The following is a 23,923-nucleotide window of genomic DNA, read 5'->3' as shown; positions in this document are numbered from 1 at the left end:
CTAATCTCTTTGAATTACAATACTATCTTTTTTCAAACGGGTTTCGAGCCATTTTTTTAGTTTACGTTGCTCTGCAAAAGATTTTGAAATATCCATAGAATCTTTCCATTTTACTGTAAATAGCAACGTAGTGTCCATTTTACTAAAATTAGATTTTACTAAGCGAGCATAACCCATTTCTTTTAGGTCTTCATAATTGATCTTTGCCTCTGATATAACTGCTTCAAAGTCGACCTCATCTTTCAATTTACTCAACTCTGCAACCTCATCTTCCAGTAATTGGATTTGCGCTTCTTTTGAGGAAAGCTGTGCTTTTTTGTCCTGATATAATTCAGTTATATATTCAAGCCTCTCTTGATTATCATCTCTACCGCCTTGAAAAATTGTTAATTTTGCTTTGGACAATGCACCATTACTTGACTGCGCTATTTGCGACTTCCATGTATCTTCGACAGTTTCAGGAATACCTTCATTTCCAACAAACACAAGTTCTATTATTGGTTCACCTCCATTGTAATCTTTTTCGCTTAAATCATCAACATAGCGGCCACCTTTGGAAAATTTATAGGTTTTTACGTAATCATTAATAAACGTATTCAAGGCACTATCAAATCTAGATTCTTGTAATGCGTTATAAAAAATATATCCAGCTGGAATCATCATGACCAAACCGACTAAAGATGCTACTCTAGCAATAAATCTTCTTTTCGCAGAGTTTGCATAACGAACCATCGGGAAACGAAGTAATTTGAGAACCAAAAAAGTAGCCAATCCGATAAAAATAGTATTGATTAGAAATAAATACATTGCTCCAATGGCGAAGTCAAAACGACCGATTGCCAAACCAAACCCCACAGTACACAAAGGTGGCATTAAAGCTGTAGCAATCGCCACACCAAAAATAACTGAAGCAATGGTTCCTTTTTTAGCACGAGCAATTACCAAAGCAAGTCCCCCAAAAAAAGCAATCAAAACATCACGAATATCCGGTTTCGTTCTTGCCAGAAGTTCAGAAGGATTATCACCAATTACCGGAAATACATAAAAAAACAAAAAGGCAGTAAGTATACTTAACACTACCATCACCAAGAAGTTCTTAACGGATCTTCGTAAGGTATCAATATCATTAATAGCCAAAGACATACCCATTCCTAAAATGGGACCCATTAATGGTGAAATTAACATCGCCCCAATTACCACTGCCGTACTATTGGCATTTAAACCAACAGATGCAATAAAAATGGAACAGACTAGAATCCAAGAAGTATGCCCTTTAAACGGGATGTCCGCCACAATAGCTTCAATAGTTGCTTTTTGGTCTGTGTTACTCCGAATATCCAGTAACTCGCGCAAGAATTTTTTTAAACTCCCCCAGGCATCGCCAAACTCTTTTTTTACTTCGTCTTTTGAAACTTCTTCGTTTAGGTCTTCGTTTTGGTTAGGTGTGGTGTTCTCCATAAATTATCCGTAATGTTCTCCAAAAGTGTCTTTAACTTGATTCAGTACTTTTTTAATATCCTGCTCTTTCTTTTTAGGATATATTAATAAAACTTCCTCTTTGTCAACTACAATATAATCATTTAGTCCATCAACAACCACCAGTTTTCCTTTGGAAGTTCTAATCATATTATTTTCAGCGTTTAACAGCAAGGTTTTTCCGTTAACTATCGCATTATCAGATACATCCTTATCCAACTTATCATAAAGCGACCCCCAAGTACCTAGGTCATTCCAGTCGAAAGTTGCTGGCAACACCTTAACATTGGTCGACTTTTCCATGATTCCGTAATCAATAGAAACATTCTCTGCCTTTGGATAATTTTCCAGGATAAAAGCTGATTCTTCACTTGTGTTGTAGCTGTCCATTCCTTTATCAAAAAGATCGAACATAGCAGGTGATAAATTTTGAAACGCTTTTACAATGCTATTTACAGACCAAATAAAAATGCCCGCGTTCCACAAGTAATTTCCTTGATCTAAAAACGATTTGGCTGTTTCGTAATCTGGTTTTTCAGTGAATTGTGCTACCATTTTTACATCACTTTTCGTTCCTTTTTCATATTGAATATAGCCATAACCTGTATTTGGAAAACTCGGTTTTATACCCAGAGTCATTAAAACATCTTCGCCTTCACAAGTATCAAAAGCTGTTTGGATATTGTTGGTAAACGCTTGTTCATCCTCAATCCAATGATCGCTTGGTGCTACGACCATCACAGCATCGGGATTCTCTTTCTGAATTTTTAGAGCTGCATATAAAATACAAGGTGCCGTGTTTCGCATGGCCGGTTCTAACACTACTTGTCGTTGTGTAATACCGCCTAATTGTTCGAAAACAAGGTCATTGTATCGCTCATTCGTTAGAATGAAAATATTTTTAGCTGGAACAATCTTCGAAAGTCGGCTAAAGGTTTTTTGAATCAGGGTCTCCCCTGTCCCTAACATATCGTGAAACTGTTTCGGGAAGCTACTTGTACTTACTGGCCAAAAACGCGATCCTACTCCTCCTGCCATTAGTATGGCGTAATAGTTTTTATTCATTTTTTAAATTTTTATTTAATCGAATGTCAGTTCGAGTGATTGTATGTAACCCTAAGGGAACATAGAATTGTATCGAGAACCTTTACCTCACTATTAATATGACAGTATACTTAATACGACCACTTTTGTAAAGTGGGGTCTCGATACTATTTTTTCTTCGTGCCTCAAAAAAATCACTCGACCTGACATTTTGGGCTAACTCAACAACTCCACCTCCACATTGGGATTAAAAAGGTATATTTTTCCTGTTTTCACCTCAACGCATTCGTACCGTTTTACTCTTTTATTTCCTTTTTTAAAAATGCGACCGTTGTGTATTCTAAATAATTGACCATCTCTAATTTCAAAAACATAGTTTTTATCATTTTCTGGGTCATATTTTTTGAGTGCTACCGATAAGTGTGCGTCAGTATCACTACTGGCTTTTGGGTTTCGAAAATGCTTGGCAATTATCGGCAATAAATTTGATGGAAAAATAGTGGGATTTATAAATGGAACCATCAACTTCTGAAAGGTCATTTTCCACTCGATACCATGAGGCTTAATTCTTCTACCAAATTTTTCAAAAGCTAATAAGTGCGCTATCTCATGAATCAGGGTAATTAAAAACCGATATTTATTCAAACTGGCATTTACGGTAATTTGATGTTGCCCATTTGGCATTCTCCGATAGTCACCATGTCGTGTAACGCGCTCGCGAACAATTTTAAGGTGAATTTCGTTCAACTTTATCAACTCAAAAACTGGTTCAATTGCCCTTTCAGGAATGTATTGTGCTAAGATATCCTTCACTGTTTCAAAAATAATGGATTTACCAAATAAGAAGTGCCTCATCCTCTCCCTTTTTATTACAGTTTATTCAACAAAAAACGAAAATTGTAACTTCACTTCTCCAACTAAACCAACAGACTAATGAAAAATCGAATTCAATCGATCGATATTTTAAGAGGCCTTACCATCTTTTTAATGATCGTGGTCAATACACCAGGGTCATGGTCCCATGTATATGCACCCCTTTTACACGCTAAATGGCATGGCACTACTCCAACTGATCTGGTTTTTCCTAGCTTCTTATTTATCGTTGGTATGTCAATGTTTATCTCTTTCAAAAAGGCGAGTTCAAGTAATAAATTACTCTTTGGTAAAGTATTAAAACGAGGGCTACTCATTCTTTTAATTGGACTCGCTTTAAACTGGTTTCCTTTTTATCATCAGAATATTGTTGATTTAAGAATTTTTGGTGTGCTGCAGCGCATCGCTCTAGCATTTTTGTTGGCAGGTTTTATTTTGAGTTTTATTAAAAAGAGAAATCATATTATAATCGCATTTGTCGTATTACTTCTTGCTCATTGGGGAATACTGTATTTCTTTCCGGTTGGAGCTGATCCTTTTGCGCTAGATGGAAATATTAGCGGTCCTTTAGATATTATATTAGTCGGCGAAAAACATGTGTATGGCGGTTTCGGAATCCCATTTGACCCAGAAGGATTGCTAGGAACCTTATCATCAGCGGGGCAGGTTTTATTGGGCTACTTAGTCTGTCGATATTTTATGGAATCGAATGCTTTGGTAAACGGTAAAACACGAAATCTACTGTTTTTCGGAATTACTGCTATCGGTCTGGGATTACTATGGAACATAATCTATCCAATAAACAAGCCTCTATGGACTGGCTCTTATGTCTTTTTTACCTCAGGAATCATCACTTTAGTCTGGGCGCTCTTAATTTGGGTCATCGATATTATGAAACTTGACAAATGGGCTTTTGTTTTCAAAGTATTCGGCAGGAATCCGCTGATTAGTTATGTACTATCTATAGTTGTTGTAAAAATATTGATGCGCATTATAAAAATCGAAGAGAGTAACGGATATGCGCTTTTGTATCAAAAGGTATTTCAACCTATTGGCGATAAATTAGGCAGTCTTTTATTTGCATTGAGCATTACAATGTTGGTTTGGCTGTTTGCTTATTGGTTGTACAAGAAAGGGAAAGTTATTCGGGTTTGAATCTTGGGTTAAGGGTAAAGGTTAGTGGTTGATTCTCAATCTCTATTGCCCTTTATCAAATTACCAATTAGAGCTTGAAAAATTCTCATTCCGGTTTCTAGAATTTCCTCTGGAAAATCGTAATCCGCATGATGTAAAGCCGGGGTATTTAAGCCAGAACCTAATCCGAACATTCCGGTTTTATAGTCTTTTGTAAACCAGCCAAAATCTTCACCAAATTTAAATGGATATGGTCGATGTTGGATATTGAAACCGCTTTGTTCAGCAGCCTTTTTGATTTGATTTACACAATCGGCATCATTTTTTGAAGCGGGGAAGTGCTCAAACCAATTGATTTTGTATTCAAGCTGATGCGCACTTGCTATTGTTTTGACAGTCTTGATAATTTCAGCTTTTAAACCATCCATCATCGCTGTATTCCAAGTTCGAATGGTATAATGAAGTTCTCCTTCTGCAGGAGAAATACCATAAGCTTTCTCGCCCATCGTAAGATGAACAGGAGTCAGAACAGCAAAATCATTATCATTCGGATTATTATTATTCATTTGTGTTAAAGCTGACAATAATTCCGAAATGGCTTTGGCAGGGTTTATGGCATTTTCAGGCTCTGCTGCATGGGCTTCCTTTCCTTTTAAGTGAATTGACAAGCTTTGAACTTCTGCTGAAAAATTAGAATCCATGACAATAATTTCATGCATTGGCTCCCCGGGAATATTATGTAAGGCAAATACATAGTCAGGATTTAATGATTGAAAACGTTTGTCCTGTAAAACGGCATAAGCCCCTTTTCCAGTTTCTTCGGCTGGTTGAAAAAGCAGTACAATCTTACCTCTGTCAAAATTCTGCTCTTTAATCCAAAAAATAAGCCCTGCGACGATTGCCATATGACCATCATGTCCGCATTTGTGCGAAACACCGTCAATGTTGGATCGATAATCAATCGTATTAGTTTCTCGAATAGGTAATGCATCCAGCTCGCATCGTATAACTATTGTAGGTCCTTTATCTGAAAAATCATATACGGCTGCAAGTCCACCATTTCCTCCCAATTTATCGATTATGAAAGTGGGTTCATGATGTTTAGTTATGAAGTCTTTAATTCTTGTTGAAGTTTGATTTTCAAAACCAGATAGTTCTGGATGTTGATGAAGTTCTTTGCGTAAAGTTTTAATTTCTTCAATCATAAAAAGGGAAACAACATAATTATAAATTCAAGTTAAGACATTTCTAATAGTTGCAAGGCACGCTATTGTTTTATATGTTTAAGAAATAACTAATACGACAACCATGAAAAAAGCAGCTTTAGCGATCAGTTTTTTACTGATTTCATTTATTTCGCAAGCCCAATATGAAATCAAATCGATTGAAGGATACTCACCAAATATTGGAGTACTTATTACAATGTTAGATGACCTGAAGGAACGTGTCACTTCATCGGTTAGAGATCTTAATCAGGAGCAAACTGATTTTCTATTAGATGACAATGCCAACCGAATTGGCGCAATGATTTATCATTTAGCGGCGACTGAAAAATATTATCAGTTATACACTTTTGAAGGAAGACAGTTTAATGCAGAAGAGCAAAAAACCTGGGGCCTGGCTTTAGGCTTAGGTGAAAGCGGTAGAGATTCTAAATTATTAAAAGGAAAACCAATTAAGTACTATCTAGACATATGGGATGACGTGCGTGCTGACACTAAAAAGATGCTTAAGACTAAGGATGATGCTTGGTTAAACACCAAAGCTAGCAGAATGAACTATCACTGGGCATGGTATCATGTGATGGAGCATCAAGCGAATCATATGGGGCAAATTCGCCTGATTCAGAAACGAGCTGGATAACGGTTTAGAAAACTAAAGTAATTTATCAAGTAGGTCGGTTATTTGTCGCTTTGCTGATACATTCCCGCTAACAAATTGAATGACGCCATCTTTATCTAATATGATGTTCATTGGGTAGGCATTAACTTGCATTTCATCTAATTGAGTTCGTGCATCAGTAATATGAGTAAAATCGAAATCTTTGATTTTTAAAAATTGTTTAACCTTTTCCTGGGTATCAAAAGTGATTGCCAGAAAATTCACCTGATCTCCATATGCTTTTTTTACCTCATTAAATAGAGGTATTTCTTTTATACACGGAGGGCATTTAATAAACCACATATTAATAAAGGTTGGTTTTCCAGCGATATCAGTCTTGTCATAGAAGCTTCCATTCGGTTTTTTGAACATACTAATATCAAAATGTTCACCTATCTTTTCCTTATGCTTAGTAAAAGGATCAAAAGAAGATTTTTTGGTGGATGTACTAGTTAATTTAGCTTTTCCTTTTTTTAATTCTAATATTTCTACAATATTGATGATTGAATCTTTTTTTACGATTCTCTCTTTGATTTTCATTTCAAAGACACCTTCGTTTTTGAATTTTTTATCAAATATATCGAACACCTGTTTCGAAAAAATTTGGTTGTCAGGCATTTTATAATAGGTCTTTTGCGCGCTACATACAATTGGAAGGAATGCAAGTAAATAAAGAAATGATTTCATTGAATAAAAATTATAGTGTTTTATTAAAGACGTCATAAATAACCCACTGTGACAATGATTTAAATGTAAAATTGAGTAATAGTAGTTTTACTAGAAGTAGGTGTTTTTCAAGATGCTTTAATTTAAAAGCTATGTTACCTAACTATTTCAACTAGATATACAATTCCAAAAATCCAACCCATATATAAGATGGTATAGCTCAGCGCATACATCGCTGAAACACCAATATCTCCAGCTGTTTCCTTTGACTTGCTAAAAACCAATTTTAATGCACGAAAGAAAACCCAGTACAAAGTAGCAAGTAGAATAAAAATTGAAATCCAAAATAGGGCTTCAAGTAGTAGAAACAACAAGAAAAAAAGAATCGTCATTCCTATCCACAATAAAACAGAAATAACAACTCCTTCGCAGCCATCTCCCACATCTGTTGTAATATCAATATTTGTGCTATCTGGGGTAAAAATATCTGGTAGTAGATCACCCCTCTTGAACAACTTAAACTTCGGATAGTCATCTTGCAATCCTAAGCCAACGTATAACCCATAGGTCATAAACAAAAAAAGTAACGATCCAATGATTGACAGAGACCAATAAAAGTTAGCAGTAATCGAACGATGTGATTCTATTCCAGTAAAATAAACAGTCAATGAAGTCGTAACGATTACAAGAATGGAGACTATGAAAACTGATTTTCCTTTAAGGTATGGCGGTTTTGGTTTCAAATGGAAAAATTCATTTATTTCTTTATTTCATAACTCAACTCCACCATCCCATCTTTAAAGGCGGTGATATCCTTTAAATGCAAAGGCAATTCTTTACCAACATAATCAAAAAACAATATTCCATCACCCAGAATAATGGGTATGATTGATTGCACGATTTCATCAGCAAGATTTAATCGAAGGAATTCTTTGGTGGTCTTCGATCCTCCCACCATCCAGATATTTTTGTAATTGGATTTTAATTGTCCGTTTACCAACTCAGTAAGATCTCCTGAATAAAAATTGACAGTTTCTTTATCTTTTTTATGTGCTTTATGACTTAGCACTACAACAGGTTTATCTCCATAAGGCCAACCCAGTTCTAGGGCATGTTCATAGGTACGTGCGCCCATAACATAACAATCAATCGATTTTAAAAATTCAGCGATATATTCTTGGGTAAGAGCTTTACCAGCTGCATAGGTATCATTGGATTGCATCCAAGAAACACTCCTGTCTTTTTTGGCTATAAAGCCATCAAGACTGGATACCATATGGATTGTTATTTTGGAATTCACTACTTACAACGAAAATTGAAAGTTGTTAAGTTAAGTATTTATTGCGGAAATAAAATGAGCAGAATTTAGTTATGGACACTAATAAACAAGTCTATTTATAGCCTCTTCAATATTCCAAATCCAACATTTAAAGTCCGAAATCCAAAATCGGAATCCTTTAAGACTTTTGAAATGCTTCTATTGTGATCAACTTTAAGTTGCAGAGCTAGTCGCTGACTAAAATTATATTCAACTCCAGCTCCAAGTTTTAATCCGAGTACGTAGTTATTTACTCTTGCATCAAGTTCAAGATTATTCAAGGCGAACAGGCTGTTAAGTCCGGCTTCACCAAATAATCGAGTTTTATTTGGAAGGAAATAGTACTTCATTGTCATGGGAACTTCAATATATCTAAAGTCTGAAGTTTCTGGGTTTGGTGGTTGGATAAAATCACATACGAAGCAAAAGTATGTACCTGTAAAGTCTTTATTGGAATAGTTAATTGCAGTATTAATTGTAAAGTTGCTATTCAAAAAATACTCTAAATCAGCGCCAATCCTATAATTAAACTTATCATAATCAGCAGAGAATCCAGTAACATCGCTAAAAAAGATCATTTCTGAACTCAAATTACTTTCTAAACTTGCGGATATTCCAATCCTAATTTTGCTTGGGTCAGCATCCTGTGCCCGAAGTATTTTTGAGTTTAAAAACAGGCATGTAAAAAGCAAAATCAGTAGCGAATTTTTCATGAGTTCTAAGATATTATCCGATTTTAAGATGTGTGCATTTTAAATACGTTGCGTCTTAAAAAAACTCGTTCTAATCTTTAACATTAAATTGCACCTAAACCCCTTTATATAATTATCTCGACGTCTTCAGAAAGTTTTATTGCTCTTGATGAAGTACCCACTTGTATACGATATATTCCTTTCTCCAATTCCCATTTTGATGTAGTCTCTGACCAATAACTCAGTTCCAAAACAGGAATCTGAAAATTCAAATTAATTGATTCACCAGCATTAAGGTTTTTAGTTTTAGTGAATGTCCGCAATTCTTTTACAGGGCGATCGATAGTTGCATTTGGTTTAGAAGTATAGACTTGCACCACCTCTTTCCCTGCGAGATCACCCGAGTTTGTAATATTAACTGATATAGAAATCGTATCATTTTCTATCTGAACATTCAAATCACTATAATTGAAGTTAGTATATGACAAACCATAACCAAAGGGATAAGACACTTTTAATTCTGCCTTATCAAAATGGCGATATCCCACATAAATACCTTCTTCATAATTTGTATAATCCTTGTTTTTTATTTGTTCATCTTCCGGCTTTTCTTCCTTGCTAGCTGTAAGCATTTTAATAAAGTCGATTGGTTCCCCATCTAGTGGAAAGTTCGCATTAGAAGCATGATCATTTAAATTTACAGGAAAAGTCATTGGTAATTTCCCGCTTGGGTTGACTTTACCACTCAAAATATCAGCAACGGAGTTACCGCCTTCCTGTCCCCCTTGCCAAGCCAATAAAATGGCATTGGGCTGAGCTTTCCAAGAAGCTGTTTCAATGACACCGCCTACATTCATAACCACCACTACTTTTTTACCAGCTTCTCTAAATGCCGAGCATACATCGCTTATCATTTTTTGCTCGGTATCTGATAATAGAAAATCATCTTTTTCTACACGGTCGCCACCCTCTCCACTATTTCTTCCAATAGTGATTATACCCACATCAGCGCTTTTGACAATATCAGCTAAATCTTCCTTAGAATAGGCCATTCTTGGCGGAAAGTATGGATTGGTCATCGCATCTAAGCCTTCCGGTTTGACAAACGCTTCTTCGTTAGTTGCTTTATGTGATTCAAAGAGATCTTTTGCTTTTTTATTGATAGTGTAACCAGCATTTTCAAGTCCTTGTTCTAATGAGATCGTGTATGCTTCATTCACATCGCCCGAACCCGTACCGCCGGCAATAAAGTCGTATGAGGTTACCCCCAATAATGCGATATTTTCGGCATTCGCAATTGGTAATACCTGCTCATTTTTTAACAGTACCATTCCTTCTGCGGCAGACTGACGTGTAATCTTCGCATGCGCATCTAAATCGGGATTGTTAACATATTTATAGTTCTGCATCTTTTTAGATTGCATCACCAACTTCAGAATGCGTCTAGTTGCGGTATTAATTGCCGTTTCAGAAAGTGTTCCCTCTTCAGCAGCTTCTTCCAAAGCTTTCCATTGCTTTTTTGTACCTGGTTCTAACAAGTCATTTCCTGCTGCAATCATTGCAGCCGCATCATCGCCACCAAACCAATCAGTCATTACAAGGCCTTCAAATTTCCAATTATCTCGGAGAATATCGGTTAAAAGATCTTTACTTTCGGGTACATAAGTCCCATTTATCTTGTTGTAAGAGGACATGATGGTCCAGGGTTGCGATTTATTTACGATAATCTCAAAGCCTTTCAAATAAATCTCGCGCATGGCTCTGTCAGAAACAATGGCATTATTAAAATTGCGATCAGTTTCCTGATTGTTCGCCACAAAATGTTTTACTGCAGTACCGATGCCCTGAGACTCAATACCGTTAATCATTGCAGCACCAATAAAGCCCGTTAGTACTGGGTCTTCAGAATAGTATTCAAAATTTCGGCCACATAATGGATGGCGATGGATGTTTGCACCCGGACCCAAAATCACATCTATTCCATATTCTTTAGCCTCTGTACCCATAGCAGTCCCTACTTGGTTGACTAAATCAGTATTCCAAGTAGAAGATAATAAAGTGCCTATTGGAAAAGCCGTGCAATAATAGGTACGCTCTTCTCCTTCGCGCTTAGGAGCAATTCGCAATCCTGCCGGACCATCGGATAAATAAATCGTTGGTAAGCCCAAACGCGGTGTTGGAACAATTGTTCCTACCGCACCTGGCACAGCAGTGTCGCCTCTACCTAGAGCGGAGTTAATTCCCGAACCTTTAAGAAGGTGTATTTTTTCTTCTAAGGTCATTTGCGATAGTGCATCAGCTACCCTTTCATCTGTGGACTTTCGGTTATCTTCATAAATATCCAATTTCTCATTTCCGTTTCTATCTAAAAAGGTATGACCGTCGATGGTTAATTCGTTGAACACAGTTTTTTCTGCATAATCCTTTTCAAAATTTAGGAAGGTCGAATTGACATACCACCAGCCTACTAGGGCTAATAGTATTAATAAAAGAATAAGGATACCGATTGCTTTTAAGGATACTCGAACTGCTTTTTTCATCTATTCTAACATTAGAGTGGCTAGTTATCATAAATATACGATAATGAGCAATCAATTGTTAGCCTAGGTTATAGATGGAAGAGCCATAAACGGGTTATGAATGACTACTGCAACTGAAAAAAATACTTCTCTAGAAAATAAGAATTGGCTCTAGGGTATGTTTTAATTCAACATAGCTGGCAAAATAAACGCCTGCAAAATATCTCTAGGTTGGTTACCTTTTCTATTTCTAAAGTTTCCGGATGTAATAACAACTACTGATTCTAACTCCGGAATTATGAAAATAAACTGCCCACCAGCGCCCCTAGCTTCAATAGTCTCAATCGATTTTCCATTCACCTCATAGGTGTCGTGCCACCACAAATAGCCATATTGATTTTTATCTCTTACATCTTGTAACTGCATGTGTTTTTGAAAGGACTCTTCTACCCATTTTTCAGAAATAACCTGGTTACCCTTCCAATTGCCTTTATTTAAAAACAACTGCCCGAATTTGAGTAGATCCCGAGAGGTTAACAACATACCGCCACCAAAATAAGGTGTGGTTTCAGAATCGTCTGTCTGATTGATATAATTGGTAATACCCAAAGGAGCAAAGAGTTTTTCGTGCATATACTGTTCGAGCGGTATGTTTAAGCGTTCGTTTAAATATACACCCAATAAAAAGGGATTTGCAGAGCCATAATCGGCATAGGTTCCTGGAGTTTGTATCATTGGGGCTTCTAGCACACTTTGAAGCCATTTTTTACCCTTGTTTGTATTAGGGTTTTGATAATAGTCCTCAGAAGCTAAATTGTTAACGTCAAGCCCGGAGCTCATAGTCAGTAAATCTTTAAGCTTGATATTCGCCTTTTTTTCGTCTTTAGTATATTGATAGGCAGCAGGTATAAAATCATATAACTTCTCATCAACATCCTTAATTATTTTATCATCGATTGCAATACCAATCATAGCTGATGAAATACTTTTGGAAGCCGAACGTAAATCGTGGGGAATTTTGGCGTTATGCCCATCAAAGTACGCCTCAAAAACCAACTTATTCTCTTTGGCAATAAGTACACTGTGTGTATTGACCAATTTGTTGGCTTTAACACTATCTATTAATTTGTTTAGTCCTTTTTCATTAATTCCCAATTCATCAATATTGGCTGTTGTCCAGCCATCATTTAATTCCTTTGGTGTGCTTGTGTTTTGTTGCTGTTTTATGGGATTTTGATTGTATTCCCATCCATTATCAGTATGTGTTAAGCTTGTTTTTGCAATTAAAACATCAGACAAGAACATCTCGAGTTCTATACTACTATCTAATAATGCAGCGCGAAAATTAAGTCCGGTCATGCTATCCCGAAACAACAATGTTTCTCCTTCTTTTTTAAATTCACCAGTCCACATTCCTCTAAATCGTTGATCGCCAAAAAAGGGATAGGCCACCATCCCGCCATCATCAGTATGCTCTACATACAGATTAATATCGTCAGATTGCAAACCATTATCTACCATAAACGGATTCCATACGCCAACAAACGCACCATCAGCTGTTTTAGGAAAGTTAACATGGTATATCAATTTTCCAGTTTTAATAAATCCGCTAATTAGCTGTTTATTAGCATCATATTTCAAATTGAAAAACAACTGTTCATCAACACTAAAAACAATGCCTTCATCGCTCGAAGATGCCAATTGCTCATCAATAACTACTTTATCATTGGCAATGGTAAGATGATATGTATTCGATTCTAATTTTTCTATTGAAACTCCAAAGTTGAAACTGTTTTTATTGGGTAAAAAGCCTATCCATTCCCCTGAATAATCTTGCTTGTTACGTTGTGCACAACTTGTAAATGTATTGATAGTGATTAATAGTAGAATTACGAGGTATTTATGCATTATTTATAAGATTTAGAAGCAAAGATATCAGGTCAATAGCATCAAAAATTGTATGAGATTAACATTAAGCGTTCTTATTAATCATTTTTCGATACTGACTAGGATTGATATTAAAATGAGATTTAAAAACCCGATTAAAATGGCTTTGGTCAGAAAATCCGACTTGATAGCCAATTTCAGTTAGCGAAATTGATGAATCTAATAATAGGGGAAGAACGTTTTTGAGTTTCTGTTTTCTAATATAATTACCAAGACTCATCGAGAGGTATTTTGGCGCGGCCCTAGATATATGAACCGGATGTACATTCAGCTCTTTAGATAAATACTCTAAACTTAAAGTAGCTGTATCGTAATGTAGTAGTTCTTTTAAATGATCAACCCAAATAGGATAGTCAAGTGAACCTATCTTCTTTACATCGCTTAGAGTGTCACATATTTGAAGTAATAAAAGCTCGACTGACAGCGTGCTAAAACTATCAGAAAGTACAAATTCGCGATACAAATTTGCAAAAAGAACATGTAATTGGGGATTATGAATAAGCTGACTCCCTTCCCATAAATTCAAGGAGATTCCCTTTTCTTTAAGCCATTTTTTTTCAAATTCTAAATGGAAGCCGCTAGCGTTTTCTGAATGTTTAGACCCGTAATGTGGCTCTTGCCAATTATTAAACATCAAGCTACCTGACGGACACAGTGTTTCAACTTTCGTATTGCAGTCCTTCATATTGCCCTGCAAGACATACATAAAATATGGGTTTTCATGATAATGCCAATCCGTTCTCTCTGCGGTGTAGGTGTACTGCGATAGCAAGACACCATTGAAAGCGTTTTCTGAATTTTGATTTCCGTAATACTCTCCTCGAGATAAGATCTTCATCTTTTAGTATGATTGTGTATTGCTCTAGAATATTTAGCTATGAAAAATCAACTAATCCTATTTGAAAGCCTTTCAATATTAAAGTTTTTTAAAAGATATTCTAAAAAGTTAAGTAAGCCAAGGTATTTCGAAGAGTTATTTACTTCCGAAAATTAATTGTTTGAAGTGCCCTTGGCGCAATTTCTATATTATGGGTTTTAGATTTTAAAGTTAGTTGCAGTTCCAGGGGATCTACAGTGCTATTAAAAACAACTGCAGTAATAGACCCATCTGTGTTCATTGCAGCCGTGTAGGTTACACCCTCCAGTTCATCACCCTCAACTCCTATTCTGTTTGCTCCAGGTCGTATAAACTTACTAAAGTGGCTTAAAAGATAATAAAGAGGGGTATAAGTCACTTCGTCAGTAACTGGGTTAATAAGTACCGGTGCGCTATTAAAATTGTCGTACGGATTTGGTTGCCCTTTATTACTAAGGGTCATACACCACTCAATGTAACCTTGGGCTCCGTGGTTCATATCTGTGATTATATCATAGGCGTAAGTGTCGAAAGGAACAAAAACGCCTGCATAATCCGTACTTTCCCTCCAATATTGACCTATCGGATCGTCAGCATCAATATCAATACTCGATTCAGTATGAATCATTCCTTTTCCGGGCCAAGTTGTTTTCAAGGTATCCAGCGCTTCAGCATACCAATTGTTTTCTTCAAGTCCAGAGCTAGCGTACCAATGAAAAGCTGTACCCCATGTATATTTGGCAGCCTCAGGATCGTTATATGTAGCCTTGACGTAGTCGTTCATTGTAGACTTATTATGGTCATAGATTAACACGCGCAAGCCAGCGTTTAAATCATCAAGATTCAGGTGACCATCTTCGACAAGTTGAGGCCCTAAATGATCTCTTAAAAAGTCACGCCCCTGATCAGGAGTAAACCCATTGCTATCCCAACGAGCATCATGTGCATGTAGCGGTTCATTTTGTGGTGTAATTCCCCAAAGATCTATACCTTGATAAGCATAGGCGCTTACGTATTTTGAAAGATATTTTGCCCAAACACCATAGTATTGAGGGAGTAAAGTACCATTGGTCATTTCTGAAGTTTCTCCCGTTTTCATCCAGGAAGGCGGACTCCAAGGTGAGGCAATGATATTAAAATCTGCTCCAGGAATACTATAGGCTTCTTGTATCATTGGGATGATGTCATAGCCAGGTGTTAGCAATTCAACTCCCCTTACCTGATCATTTTCGTCTCCAGTAAAACCTTTCATGTCTTCCTGTATACTGAAGCTGGAAAGACTCTCATCTCCTGATTCAACATAGGTATAATGACCATTCGAATAATCACTGCTATTGATATGCGTTCTCATAAGGGAAAATCCTGCACCTTCGGTTGGGCTGAAAAGCTGTGTTAGTACTTCCTTACGCAATGGTTCTGGAATAGTCGCTAAGTTCCATGCAGAGGACTCGGTAAAAGAAGCCCCAAAACCGACATACTCTTGGAATTTTTGGTCAGGATTTAGCTGCAACCTAAGTTTTTTACTTTTGACTGCCGATAGTTCAGTTGAGCTTATGGAAATCAGTTTGAGATTGTCTCCAGATTGTGAAGTTTGATATATATCGACTACAGAATAATCATTTTTAGGAGCACAGGAAGCAACTAAAATTGATATAATTAGAATTTGTAAACGTATACTATTCTGTTTCGATAGTCTAAACATTGATTGTTAGTTTATAATTACTGTTCAAGGTAACTAATTGGCTGTAAAAGCCAGTTTGGAGATTAATGTTCTTACTTATTGGGTTAAAACTGGTACTAGCAATTGTGACTAACAGTTTACTGTCTTTGGTAACTTCTATTTTTGCTTATTTCGTTTCCTTTCAAATTCCTCCGTTCGCTTTATTTGCTCTTCGAGATTCCACTCAAAATCAAATCTATTTTTAAGAAATTCGGCAATTGGCCCAAGTCCGATTTCAGCTCTTCTTTTGTCAACATTTACAGGGTCAAATACTGGCCATACATTAAAACTTTTTGTTTCAGGATAATACTTCATTTGTCCACCATAAATTTGTGGTTCTCCTTTTTCAGTGGCAATTCTATCTTCTGCTCTTACTAAAAATCGAGGCTCCAATTTTTTCTCTTTTACAGCTTGTCTCATTAAAGGAAGATATTGTATTCGCGTTTCATTATCTGAATGTTGTATAACATTGCAAATCGTTAAATTGCCTTGTTCTCCAATCATCTCTTTAGTTGGCCACCCATATTTGTCTAAAATGTTTTTTACTTTCTTTTCATTGACGATATGGTTTTTCTTGTAGATTGCTTGCTGTTCCTTCACTAATTCGGCTTCCGCACCGTATAGTTTCATAAGCGAATCTCTTAATGTAATTGGCCTTTGTTCCGTTTCCCAAACGGTATCAAGAACTGCAATGAGGTTTTCAGAGCTTTGGGTGGTCGTCAATGTTTCTTTTGACTTGTTCGTATTTGAACAACTTATAGCTATTAGAAAACTGAATAATAAAATGTATTTCATTCTTTGGTGAATTTCAGCTTTTACTCTATATCGGGTGGAATTACTACCAACAGTATCTTAAATGATTTATTTTCAGAACCTTCCACAAGGACCTTTTCGTATTAACCGAAGATAAGGAAATACTAGAATTCTTTTAGAAACAAATAAGTTCGAAGTTGCAAACTTAGAAAAGCTGGGCATGAAATTAATATTTAGTTTATCTTTTCATAAGCCTCACCGTTAAAATAAACTGATGTAATTTGTTGATTCGAGTCTAATAAAATGGCTAATTTCTGTTCCCCGTAAGGACAGTCTGCTCCAGTCCAGAGTTCCCCATCAATTATTGTAAGAGACCAACTAACTCCCGCATCATTTTGCCAACGTAATAGATCATTATTAAGCACTATTTCAACTTCATGCCATTGGTTTTGTATTGGCCGTCGTTCATATTGGCCAACGACGATAGATGGGTCTGTAATTTCAAAATCTCCTTGATTGCTCGCCTTTAATCCCGCTGCAAGTGTGGGAGATGCGGTAAGTAACCTTTTATTTATAGATTCGATGTAGTAGTCAGATTCCCATTTTCCAATAAAATCTGATGGCCAAGTTGACCGATCAAACCATTGATGTCCAGCATCTTCCAGGCCAAATTCATTCCATTTCCTATATAAATGGTGCATAAATTCATGTTGAAACCATTGGGGTTGATAAGCTCTTATTTCAACTTCATGATATGTACCAATACCTAGGTGTTCAGGCTTACGAATAAACCAAGCATCATCTGATAAAAATAAAGGTAAACCTGCACCATAGCCGCCCATACCACCGGTAATAAAAAATCTATCATAACCTGCTCCGTTACCAGGCACTCCCGAAGGAGCAATTACCCACCAGAAGTCAGTATCTTTTGCAATATCATTGGGTACAGCATCGATCATAGACTGAGCATCTGGATAGCTTACGATTACGTCTCCATAATCTGTGTAATCTACAGTAGTACATTGGTTTAAGATATGAACTCTCAAGTTTACTTTTACCCCACCTGTGATAGCTTGAACCCATCTTCGAAACAAAGCAGTAGAAACATGTAAAAGTTGCCCATTATTTTCTGTAATTTCTGGTGCGATATTTAAATTAACCGTCTCAGGAGTGTAATTTGGTAACGTAGGACGATTTACTTCTGCACACGGTGCTATTACAGCTGTCATTGTAAGCGATTCAGAACCTTCAGGGTCGCCCAGTGCAACAATTTGTTCTAACATTCTAAGCCCATAATAAGCCGTAGGACTACCAAAATTAAATGAACAACTGGAACAGTGAGAATTCGAAGAAATATCCTCCCAATTAGAATCAGAAAACGGCATTTGAGTAAAAATGCTATCAATCTTTTCTTGAGCTTCTTCTAACCTTCCTGCTTCTATATCCTCTTGACTCAGTAATAATGTTTCCAAAGCCATTAGCTGATTAGATGAAAATGCGCTTTCGCCTCCATTTTCATTAATAAAGGATTTCAGGAGTTCATCAGCCGTTGATTCTTCATTAGTTGACCCCTCATCAATTGGCGCTTCATCAGTTGGTACTTCATCAGTTGGCACCTCTTCTGCTGATACTTCATCAAAAGATTCTTCATTACAAGAAATAATTAATGAAATAAAAACTAAACAAGCGTAATAAATAAAAGAATGGCTTGATTTGTGTGACATTATTGTAAGTTTAATAATTTTTTCTATTTGGTTATAATTACCCTCAACAAGTTTGTATCAAGAACTAAACTTCATTAAGCCCAAAAATAATCCGAGATAGCAGCATTTTTTTTATGTTCTAAAATACCGATAACAAGAATACTACCAACGAGAATTCGATAGGTGCGGTATTTAATCGGTGTAGTGATGTAGTTGTCAGTTGATAGTTGTTAGCTGGAAAATCTCACTATTGACTTAGATTAAACAAGTCGCAATGGATGTTATACTATGTTGGCGGCTAAATTTATACTGTTTGTACTTTGTATTAACAAAAAGCTTAGAAGAGCTGGAAAATTTATCCCTTTTGTAGTTTGTACCAAAAAAAGCTTCGAAGTTATAAACTTCGAAGAGCAAGGGAGTCATTGTTGTAAAACGCTTTTTATTCAGTTCCAATTACTACAGATATTTTGACAGCATAGCTGTTAGCTTAAACAAAATCCTAGATAATAAAAAAGCACCTCGATTAAGGTGCTTGGTGGTAAGTACATAATCTAATTTTTCTAGAAAATTTGATTTATTCCATTTGTAGGAACTCGAAATGTAAAAGACCAACCTCGTATATTAAAATTAAAATTTCCAGATGATATACGACCTTCATAGACTCTAAAAGAAGCACTACTTCTTCTATGCCTTCCAACAAATGAATATCTTCCACCACCACCTGATGGCACATGAGCGCGAATCCATGTACTTTGACCGACTTTTCTAAATTCAGTATAATTACTAATTGAGCTAATTAAATCATATCTAGTAACAGGGTATGGGTAAAACCTGTTTCCAACTCTTGCCCAAGTAATGAATCGACTAAAATAATCATACCTCCACCACCAATTAGAGCGATTTCTTGCTCTTCCAGCATCATATGATACCAAAAAGAAATTATACCTGTAACCTATTATTCTTATAACACTCCTCGGATATGTAGGATTACTATTTCTTGAAGTGAATTGATTAAATGCTTCTTCATAATTAGGACTATCTGTTGTGTATTCATTTACATCAACTAATTTGCCATCAATTTCCAACTCTCCTTTAGAACTAATTAATTCAGCCATAGGCTCTTCAAAAATAGTATGTACACCAAAACTCGACTTTGTCAGATATTCTTGATACATATTAGTCAAACTACTTGCCTTTTTCGGATCAATAAGCTCTAAACTATTTATTTCATCCGCAATGCTTTGAATACTCGTAAAACCTAATGCGCTTCTCAATTCATAAACACTAGTCAATAATTCTTTATGAAACTCTGTTACACTAGCTTTTACAGCCTCGGCAGTATCAATAACTTGTAATGATCTAAAGTTAATTTGATCATTTAGTTTCTCTTTAGAAAAGAATTCCACAGTAGCAATTTGATTATACTTTTCTTTTAAGGCTAGAATTTCGTCAATCTTTTTACCCGCTTCCTCTACTGTAGATAATCTTAGATAATTTAGCTCAGTGGAGTTTGTTCCATCCCCAAAAGATTCATCAATATCCGAACAGCCTAAATAAAGTATGGGTACTATAAAAACAAATAATAATCTTTTCATTGTTTTGATTTTTAGGTTATTACGTTCAAGTTACAAAACTTTTTTTGCTTACCACTATGTCAAAGAACTTTTATCTTTTTTTATAGTAGAGCAATTAACTATAGGAATTTGTAATTTAACTTCTTCTTCATTCACCCAAGCAGGATACCATTCGGTTAATTCAATCAGTAACTCCTTGTACTTGATTTTGAATTTCATATTCTACAAAATTTCCCTCAATCTTAACTTTTTGTCCGAAAGCAAAATTTACTATATCAGTACTATAACTCGAATTCTTAATGTTCGGTACAAATGTTTTACAACGGGATTGGCTATGAACCGTTGCGCTTTTTGAGACGGATCGTGTTCACTTGGTTTTTCCACTTAACCTTTGCCATTGGTAAGCATTTAGAAAACAGATAAGAAAACTACCCGCCCGGAAACGCAAAGTTTCTAGCTTGTTAATTAGTTTAAAAGTAAGAAAAGTTTTGATTTTTACTGATTCAGTTGTAATCGTTTATAGGTGTTGTTAGGAAAAGTTATTTATAATTTATTGTTTCATTAAATCCCACTGATTTAGCGCCAGCAATTATCATTTTTTGAATACTTGAAATTATTAAGGTGGCTCCAAAGTCACATAAGTCAATTAGTTTCAAGTTATAATCGTCAATATAATCTTCTCTCAGGAACTTATCACCACCAAGTCGCATGATTTCCATATCTCCATGGACGAACTTGCTCCTGTAATCGTAAAATTCATTAATCTTCTTGTTTACTTTTTTTGGTTGCGATGTTTGTCCTAAATGCAGAAAAATTCTATTTTTTAAAGCTTTAATAATCGAATCATTGGATGAAATGCCATAGAAAGATTCTAATGCCTGAATAATCCATACTATTAATGTTGGATTATATCCAGAATATGTGTCATGGCAAAAATATAGGGCTGAAAATAATGCTCTCTCCATATTATTTTCTGCTTTGATTTTCAAACCAACTTTTAGTGAATCATACCATTCGACAACATATTTTATTGGAATTATTCTAATTTCAGGCCAGCCACCAAACTTGTGAGAAACTGTGGTTGCACACTCAAAATAAACACCAGTAAGATTAATTTCTTCTATAGATCTATCATTTAACTCAATTGAAGAGCGAATATTCATCGAGCCAGGATATGCAAAATTCATGCATAAAAATAAAACGTCAATATAGCCTAAAATGATGAAATTTTCTATGTTTTTAGTGCTATTGGAATTGTTGCAAGAAATTTTCATTTCGATGATTCCTCCCCAAAATGAACCTTTATTTTCTGCTTTCGTAAAAATGTCGCTGAAATCAGAGTTTACAGTATAAGTAGAGTCTTGATAATCAAATTTGTATGATTTGAATATTTCACTCGCTTCTCTCCAATGTTTGATTAAATCAATATCATTTGGGGAATGTTCAAAAACAAGAGAATCTATTTCTAATTTAAAAGTGATATTTTAATCTTTAAGGTTAATTTTTGTAACATGTTATATCAACACTAAAAGTTCTGTTATCACGAAAAATAATCCAGAATAACAGCACCTTTATTCCTTTGTAAAATACAGATAACAAGAATACTATATTGTAGAATCCGACAGTTGTAGTATTTATTCGTTGTAGTGAGAAGATGAGTAAAGGGTGATGGGTGATGGGTGATGGCAAAAAAATAAATTTGGTTTAATTGCCAGCAAAAGGTGTCCCGAAAATACCTACACTCAATTCAGCCCATATTAGAAATAACACTATTATAATTAAGGCAATAATTGCAATCTTGCGATATTTTCTTTGCTTTAAGTTTCCCATTTATGCGTTCCTATTTAGATTACTACTTCTCCCTAATTCTAAAACTACCAATACTACTAAAAAAATACTCGGTAATCCAATTACCATAAACTAAGGAAAAAACGCATCAAATAGCTGCAGGATTTTTAATTGCTATTCTAAAACGGGCTTCCCATCGACACATGATACAGTTGAAGGTTGAGGAAGAATTGAACAGTCACTGATGACTCCCCACTTTTCGTTAAATTGTCGTTGTGCGGTTTTATGCGCTGCTATTTTTTCAAGAAAAAGAGCGGTATCAATGGTTGTTGGATATGCTATATAACCACTAGGACCTCCGCAAGCTTTGCTTCCATAGTCTGTAAAAGTCCATTCTGATGCATCAGTACAATCTACGCTAGCTACCAAACCTTCTATTTCAGTAAACATTAGAAGTAGGTTTTGGGCTTCTTGTTCCTGAGTTAATTCATCATCATCATTACAAGAAAAGCATACAAGGCTTAAGAGTACGATCGCCACAAATTTCAAATGTTTCATAATTATCTTTTTCGTATGATGCAAGAATTTCATTTTGGCTGCGTCTTGTTTTACAAAAAGATTGAACTAACAATCTTATTTTGCAGCCGTTTTAAAGTCGATAACATAGGAATGCAACATATCGTCATTATCGGTACGGTAGCCATTTTCTAGCATGATTTGATAACGCTTGTTGGGCTCTAACTTCACCTTGTAGGTAACCGACATCGCATCCTCAGCAAAGTCGATACTTTCTACTTTCGGGAAATAATCTTTTCCCAATTCACCAAAACCGGTTGACCGTATTCCTGTATTCATTTTCATGGAAAAGACCGCGGTGATTGTAGTTAGTTTAGGACTCACCGTTTGGCTACCATTTTCAAATTCTTTAATCGCCACCACTTTCGGTCTACCCGCTTGGTAGCGTTCAAAAATTTCGTCAACAGAGCCGGATAAATAGTTCGTGCCATCAATAAGTGCCTCGACCTGATCTTCGTTGTTATAATCCAATTCGATCAATTCTTTTATGGCTAGCGTTTTATCATCCGCCTTATCGTAATGTGCCTGTGCGATATTATAGCCCACTTGATAACCAACATCACTCACCCCAAATTGGTTGTCGGCACTATTCCAACGCCATTCCCGGCCTTTTCTAAAATTAAAAACCTGTTTTTCAAATAAGGCTTTCACTTTCGGCTCATTATTCTTTACATAATTTACATAGGCAAAAGGACTTTCTTTACCTGTTGCTTTAGTCGCCGCGAAATCAGCGATGCCTTCAAATAACACTTCTGATAAAATGTTGTTTACAATCTCTTTTTGCTGGGTATGTACATACTCATGAACATTCAAGAATTGGATATTCTCCGTCGGGTTGGTCTTGTAATAGGTTTTGATATGATTGTAACGTTCAGGAAACTCTGAGCTGTTGGTGTTTACATCACCTAAAGCAAATTCACTGCCTATTAACACCAGATCATCGAAACCAGTCCCCGGTGTTCTAAATACGCCCATCGTATAATAAATGGTCGACTGGGTCAAATCTGGATAAACAGCTCGTAGCTTGTTGACACCTTCTTTCATTTCGTCATTAAAATCGGCCGTATTTAAGGTGTTTTCTCGTATGGAATTCCAAAATTTAGGATAGTTAGTAATCGCTTCTATATATTCTTCTGGCTGGTAGCGTCGGTTTTCAAAAAGGGCCTTTTGACCTCTAGAGGCTTTATTAATAAATAACTCATCCAGGTGTTTTCGTTGGGTAGCGCTGTCCTTTGTAGCCTGTATTTTGTCATACGCTTCCCAAAAATTAGCAATGTCTTGTGATACAATTTCTTGGGGAATTGATTCCGTTTTTTTACAGCTTTGTAAACTAAAAATAACAGCAGCAAGCAACAAAAGTAGCTTGCCTACTGGTCGAAGCGCTTTAATAGCCATTGATTAGC

20 protein-coding genes are annotated in these 23,923 nt (G+C 35.9%); 2 read left to right on the top strand and 18 right to left on the bottom strand.

Features of this window, described 5'->3' with window-relative positions; all coding sequences use genetic code 11:
• The 3 genes from GWK10_RS14125 to GWK10_RS14115 all read right to left on the bottom strand — a co-directional run bounded on the left by GWK10_RS14125 (window position 1) and on the right by GWK10_RS14115 (window position 3,375).
• Window positions 1-1,458 carry a DUF389 domain-containing protein gene (locus tag GWK10_RS14125; RefSeq protein ID WP_164033027.1) on the bottom strand — a complete coding sequence of 486 codons (1,458 nt, stop codon included), beginning with the start codon at window positions 1,456-1,458 and terminating at the stop codon, window positions 1-3.
• A gap of 3 nt (window positions 1,459-1,461) precedes the next feature.
• The gene (locus GWK10_RS14120) at window positions 1,462-2,541 is read right to left on the bottom strand and encodes a mannose-1-phosphate guanylyltransferase (protein WP_164033026.1); all 1,080 of its coding nucleotides are present in this window, start codon (window positions 2,539-2,541) and stop codon (window positions 1,462-1,464) included.
• A 195-nt stretch (window positions 2,542-2,736) separates the two neighbouring features.
• The gene (locus GWK10_RS14115; RefSeq protein WP_204263139.1) at window positions 2,737-3,375 is read right to left on the bottom strand and encodes a SprT-like domain-containing protein; all 639 of its coding nucleotides are present in this window, start codon (window positions 3,373-3,375) and stop codon (window positions 2,737-2,739) included.
• A 78-nt stretch (window positions 3,376-3,453) separates the two neighbouring features.
• Here GWK10_RS14115 and GWK10_RS14110 point away from each other — a divergent pair, with 78 nt between their 5' ends.
• A complete protein-coding gene (locus GWK10_RS14110; RefSeq protein WP_164033025.1) occupies window positions 3,454-4,548 on the top strand; it encodes an acyltransferase family protein in 1,095 nt (364 codons plus the stop codon).
• Between the two features lie 35 nt (window positions 4,549-4,583).
• On the opposite strand, the gene GWK10_RS14105 is transcribed toward GWK10_RS14110, so the two are convergent.
• Entirely contained in the window at window positions 4,584-5,732 is a 1,149-nt protein-coding gene (locus GWK10_RS14105; RefSeq protein WP_164033024.1) for an amidohydrolase, read from the bottom strand.
• Between the two features lie 103 nt (window positions 5,733-5,835).
• Between GWK10_RS14105 and GWK10_RS14100 the strand changes: the two genes are divergently transcribed.
• Window positions 5,836-6,390, top strand: coding sequence for a DinB family protein (locus GWK10_RS14100; RefSeq protein ID WP_164033023.1), 555 nt, complete (start codon window positions 5,836-5,838; stop codon window positions 6,388-6,390).
• Between the two features lie 12 nt (window positions 6,391-6,402).
• On the opposite strand, the gene GWK10_RS14095 is transcribed toward GWK10_RS14100, so the two are convergent.
• The 14 genes from GWK10_RS14095 to GWK10_RS14030 form a co-directional block, all read right to left on the bottom strand.
• Window positions 6,403-7,095: a TlpA family protein disulfide reductase gene (locus tag GWK10_RS14095; protein ID WP_164033022.1), complete on the bottom strand. Its 693-nt coding sequence runs from the start codon at window positions 7,093-7,095 to the stop codon at window positions 6,403-6,405.
• A gap of 134 nt (window positions 7,096-7,229) precedes the next feature.
• Window positions 7,230-7,817, bottom strand: a complete 588-nt coding sequence (locus tag GWK10_RS14090) for a hypothetical protein (RefSeq protein WP_164033021.1) — start codon at window positions 7,815-7,817, stop codon at window positions 7,230-7,232.
• A gap of 14 nt (window positions 7,818-7,831) precedes the next feature.
• Entirely contained in the window at window positions 7,832-8,374 is a 543-nt protein-coding gene (locus GWK10_RS14085; protein ID WP_317164692.1) for a dihydrofolate reductase family protein, read from the bottom strand.
• Between the two features lie 95 nt (window positions 8,375-8,469).
• A complete protein-coding gene (locus tag GWK10_RS14080) occupies window positions 8,470-9,105 on the bottom strand; it encodes an outer membrane beta-barrel protein (RefSeq protein WP_164033019.1) in 636 nt (211 codons plus the stop codon).
• Window positions 9,106-9,209: 104 nt separating this feature from the next.
• A complete protein-coding gene (locus GWK10_RS14075; RefSeq protein WP_164033018.1) occupies window positions 9,210-11,624 on the bottom strand; it encodes a beta-glucosidase in 2,415 nt (804 codons plus the stop codon).
• Between the two features lie 162 nt (window positions 11,625-11,786).
• A complete protein-coding gene (locus GWK10_RS14070) occupies window positions 11,787-13,511 on the bottom strand; it encodes a serine hydrolase domain-containing protein (protein ID WP_164033017.1) in 1,725 nt (574 codons plus the stop codon).
• Between the two features lie 64 nt (window positions 13,512-13,575).
• On the bottom strand, window positions 13,576-14,388 hold the full coding sequence (locus tag GWK10_RS14065; RefSeq protein ID WP_164033016.1) for a helix-turn-helix domain-containing protein: 813 nt from the start codon (window positions 14,386-14,388) through the stop codon (window positions 13,576-13,578).
• A 139-nt stretch (window positions 14,389-14,527) separates the two neighbouring features.
• Window positions 14,528-16,108, bottom strand: coding sequence for a glycoside hydrolase family 30 protein (locus GWK10_RS14060; RefSeq protein WP_164033015.1), 1,581 nt, complete (start codon window positions 16,106-16,108; stop codon window positions 14,528-14,530).
• Between the two features lie 135 nt (window positions 16,109-16,243).
• The gene (locus GWK10_RS14055) at window positions 16,244-16,921 is read right to left on the bottom strand and encodes a DUF6624 domain-containing protein (protein ID WP_164033014.1); all 678 of its coding nucleotides are present in this window, start codon (window positions 16,919-16,921) and stop codon (window positions 16,244-16,246) included.
• Between the two features lie 191 nt (window positions 16,922-17,112).
• Window positions 17,113-18,603, bottom strand: a complete 1,491-nt coding sequence (locus tag GWK10_RS14050; protein ID WP_164033013.1) for a hypothetical protein — start codon at window positions 18,601-18,603, stop codon at window positions 17,113-17,115.
• A gap of 539 nt (window positions 18,604-19,142) precedes the next feature.
• A complete protein-coding gene (locus tag GWK10_RS14045) occupies window positions 19,143-20,177 on the bottom strand; it encodes a hypothetical protein (RefSeq protein WP_164033012.1) in 1,035 nt (344 codons plus the stop codon).
• A 518-nt stretch (window positions 20,178-20,695) separates the two neighbouring features.
• A complete protein-coding gene (locus GWK10_RS14040; RefSeq protein ID WP_164033011.1) occupies window positions 20,696-21,319 on the bottom strand; it encodes a HEPN domain-containing protein in 624 nt (207 codons plus the stop codon).
• Between the two features lie 799 nt (window positions 21,320-22,118).
• The gene (locus GWK10_RS14035; RefSeq protein ID WP_164033010.1) at window positions 22,119-22,502 is read right to left on the bottom strand and encodes a hypothetical protein; all 384 of its coding nucleotides are present in this window, start codon (window positions 22,500-22,502) and stop codon (window positions 22,119-22,121) included.
• A gap of 75 nt (window positions 22,503-22,577) precedes the next feature.
• Window positions 22,578-23,915: a hypothetical protein gene (locus tag GWK10_RS14030; protein ID WP_164033009.1), complete on the bottom strand. Its 1,338-nt coding sequence runs from the start codon at window positions 23,913-23,915 to the stop codon at window positions 22,578-22,580.
• Window positions 23,916-23,923: the final 8 nt, after the last annotated feature.

Origin of the sequence: Spongiivirga citrea, assembly GCF_010671565.1 — a bacterium.
Classification (GTDB): Bacteria; Bacteroidota; Bacteroidia; order Flavobacteriales; family Flavobacteriaceae; genus Spongiivirga; species Spongiivirga citrea.
Note: the sequence above shows the minus strand (reverse complement) of the source record. Positions and strands in the feature narration are given on the sequence as shown.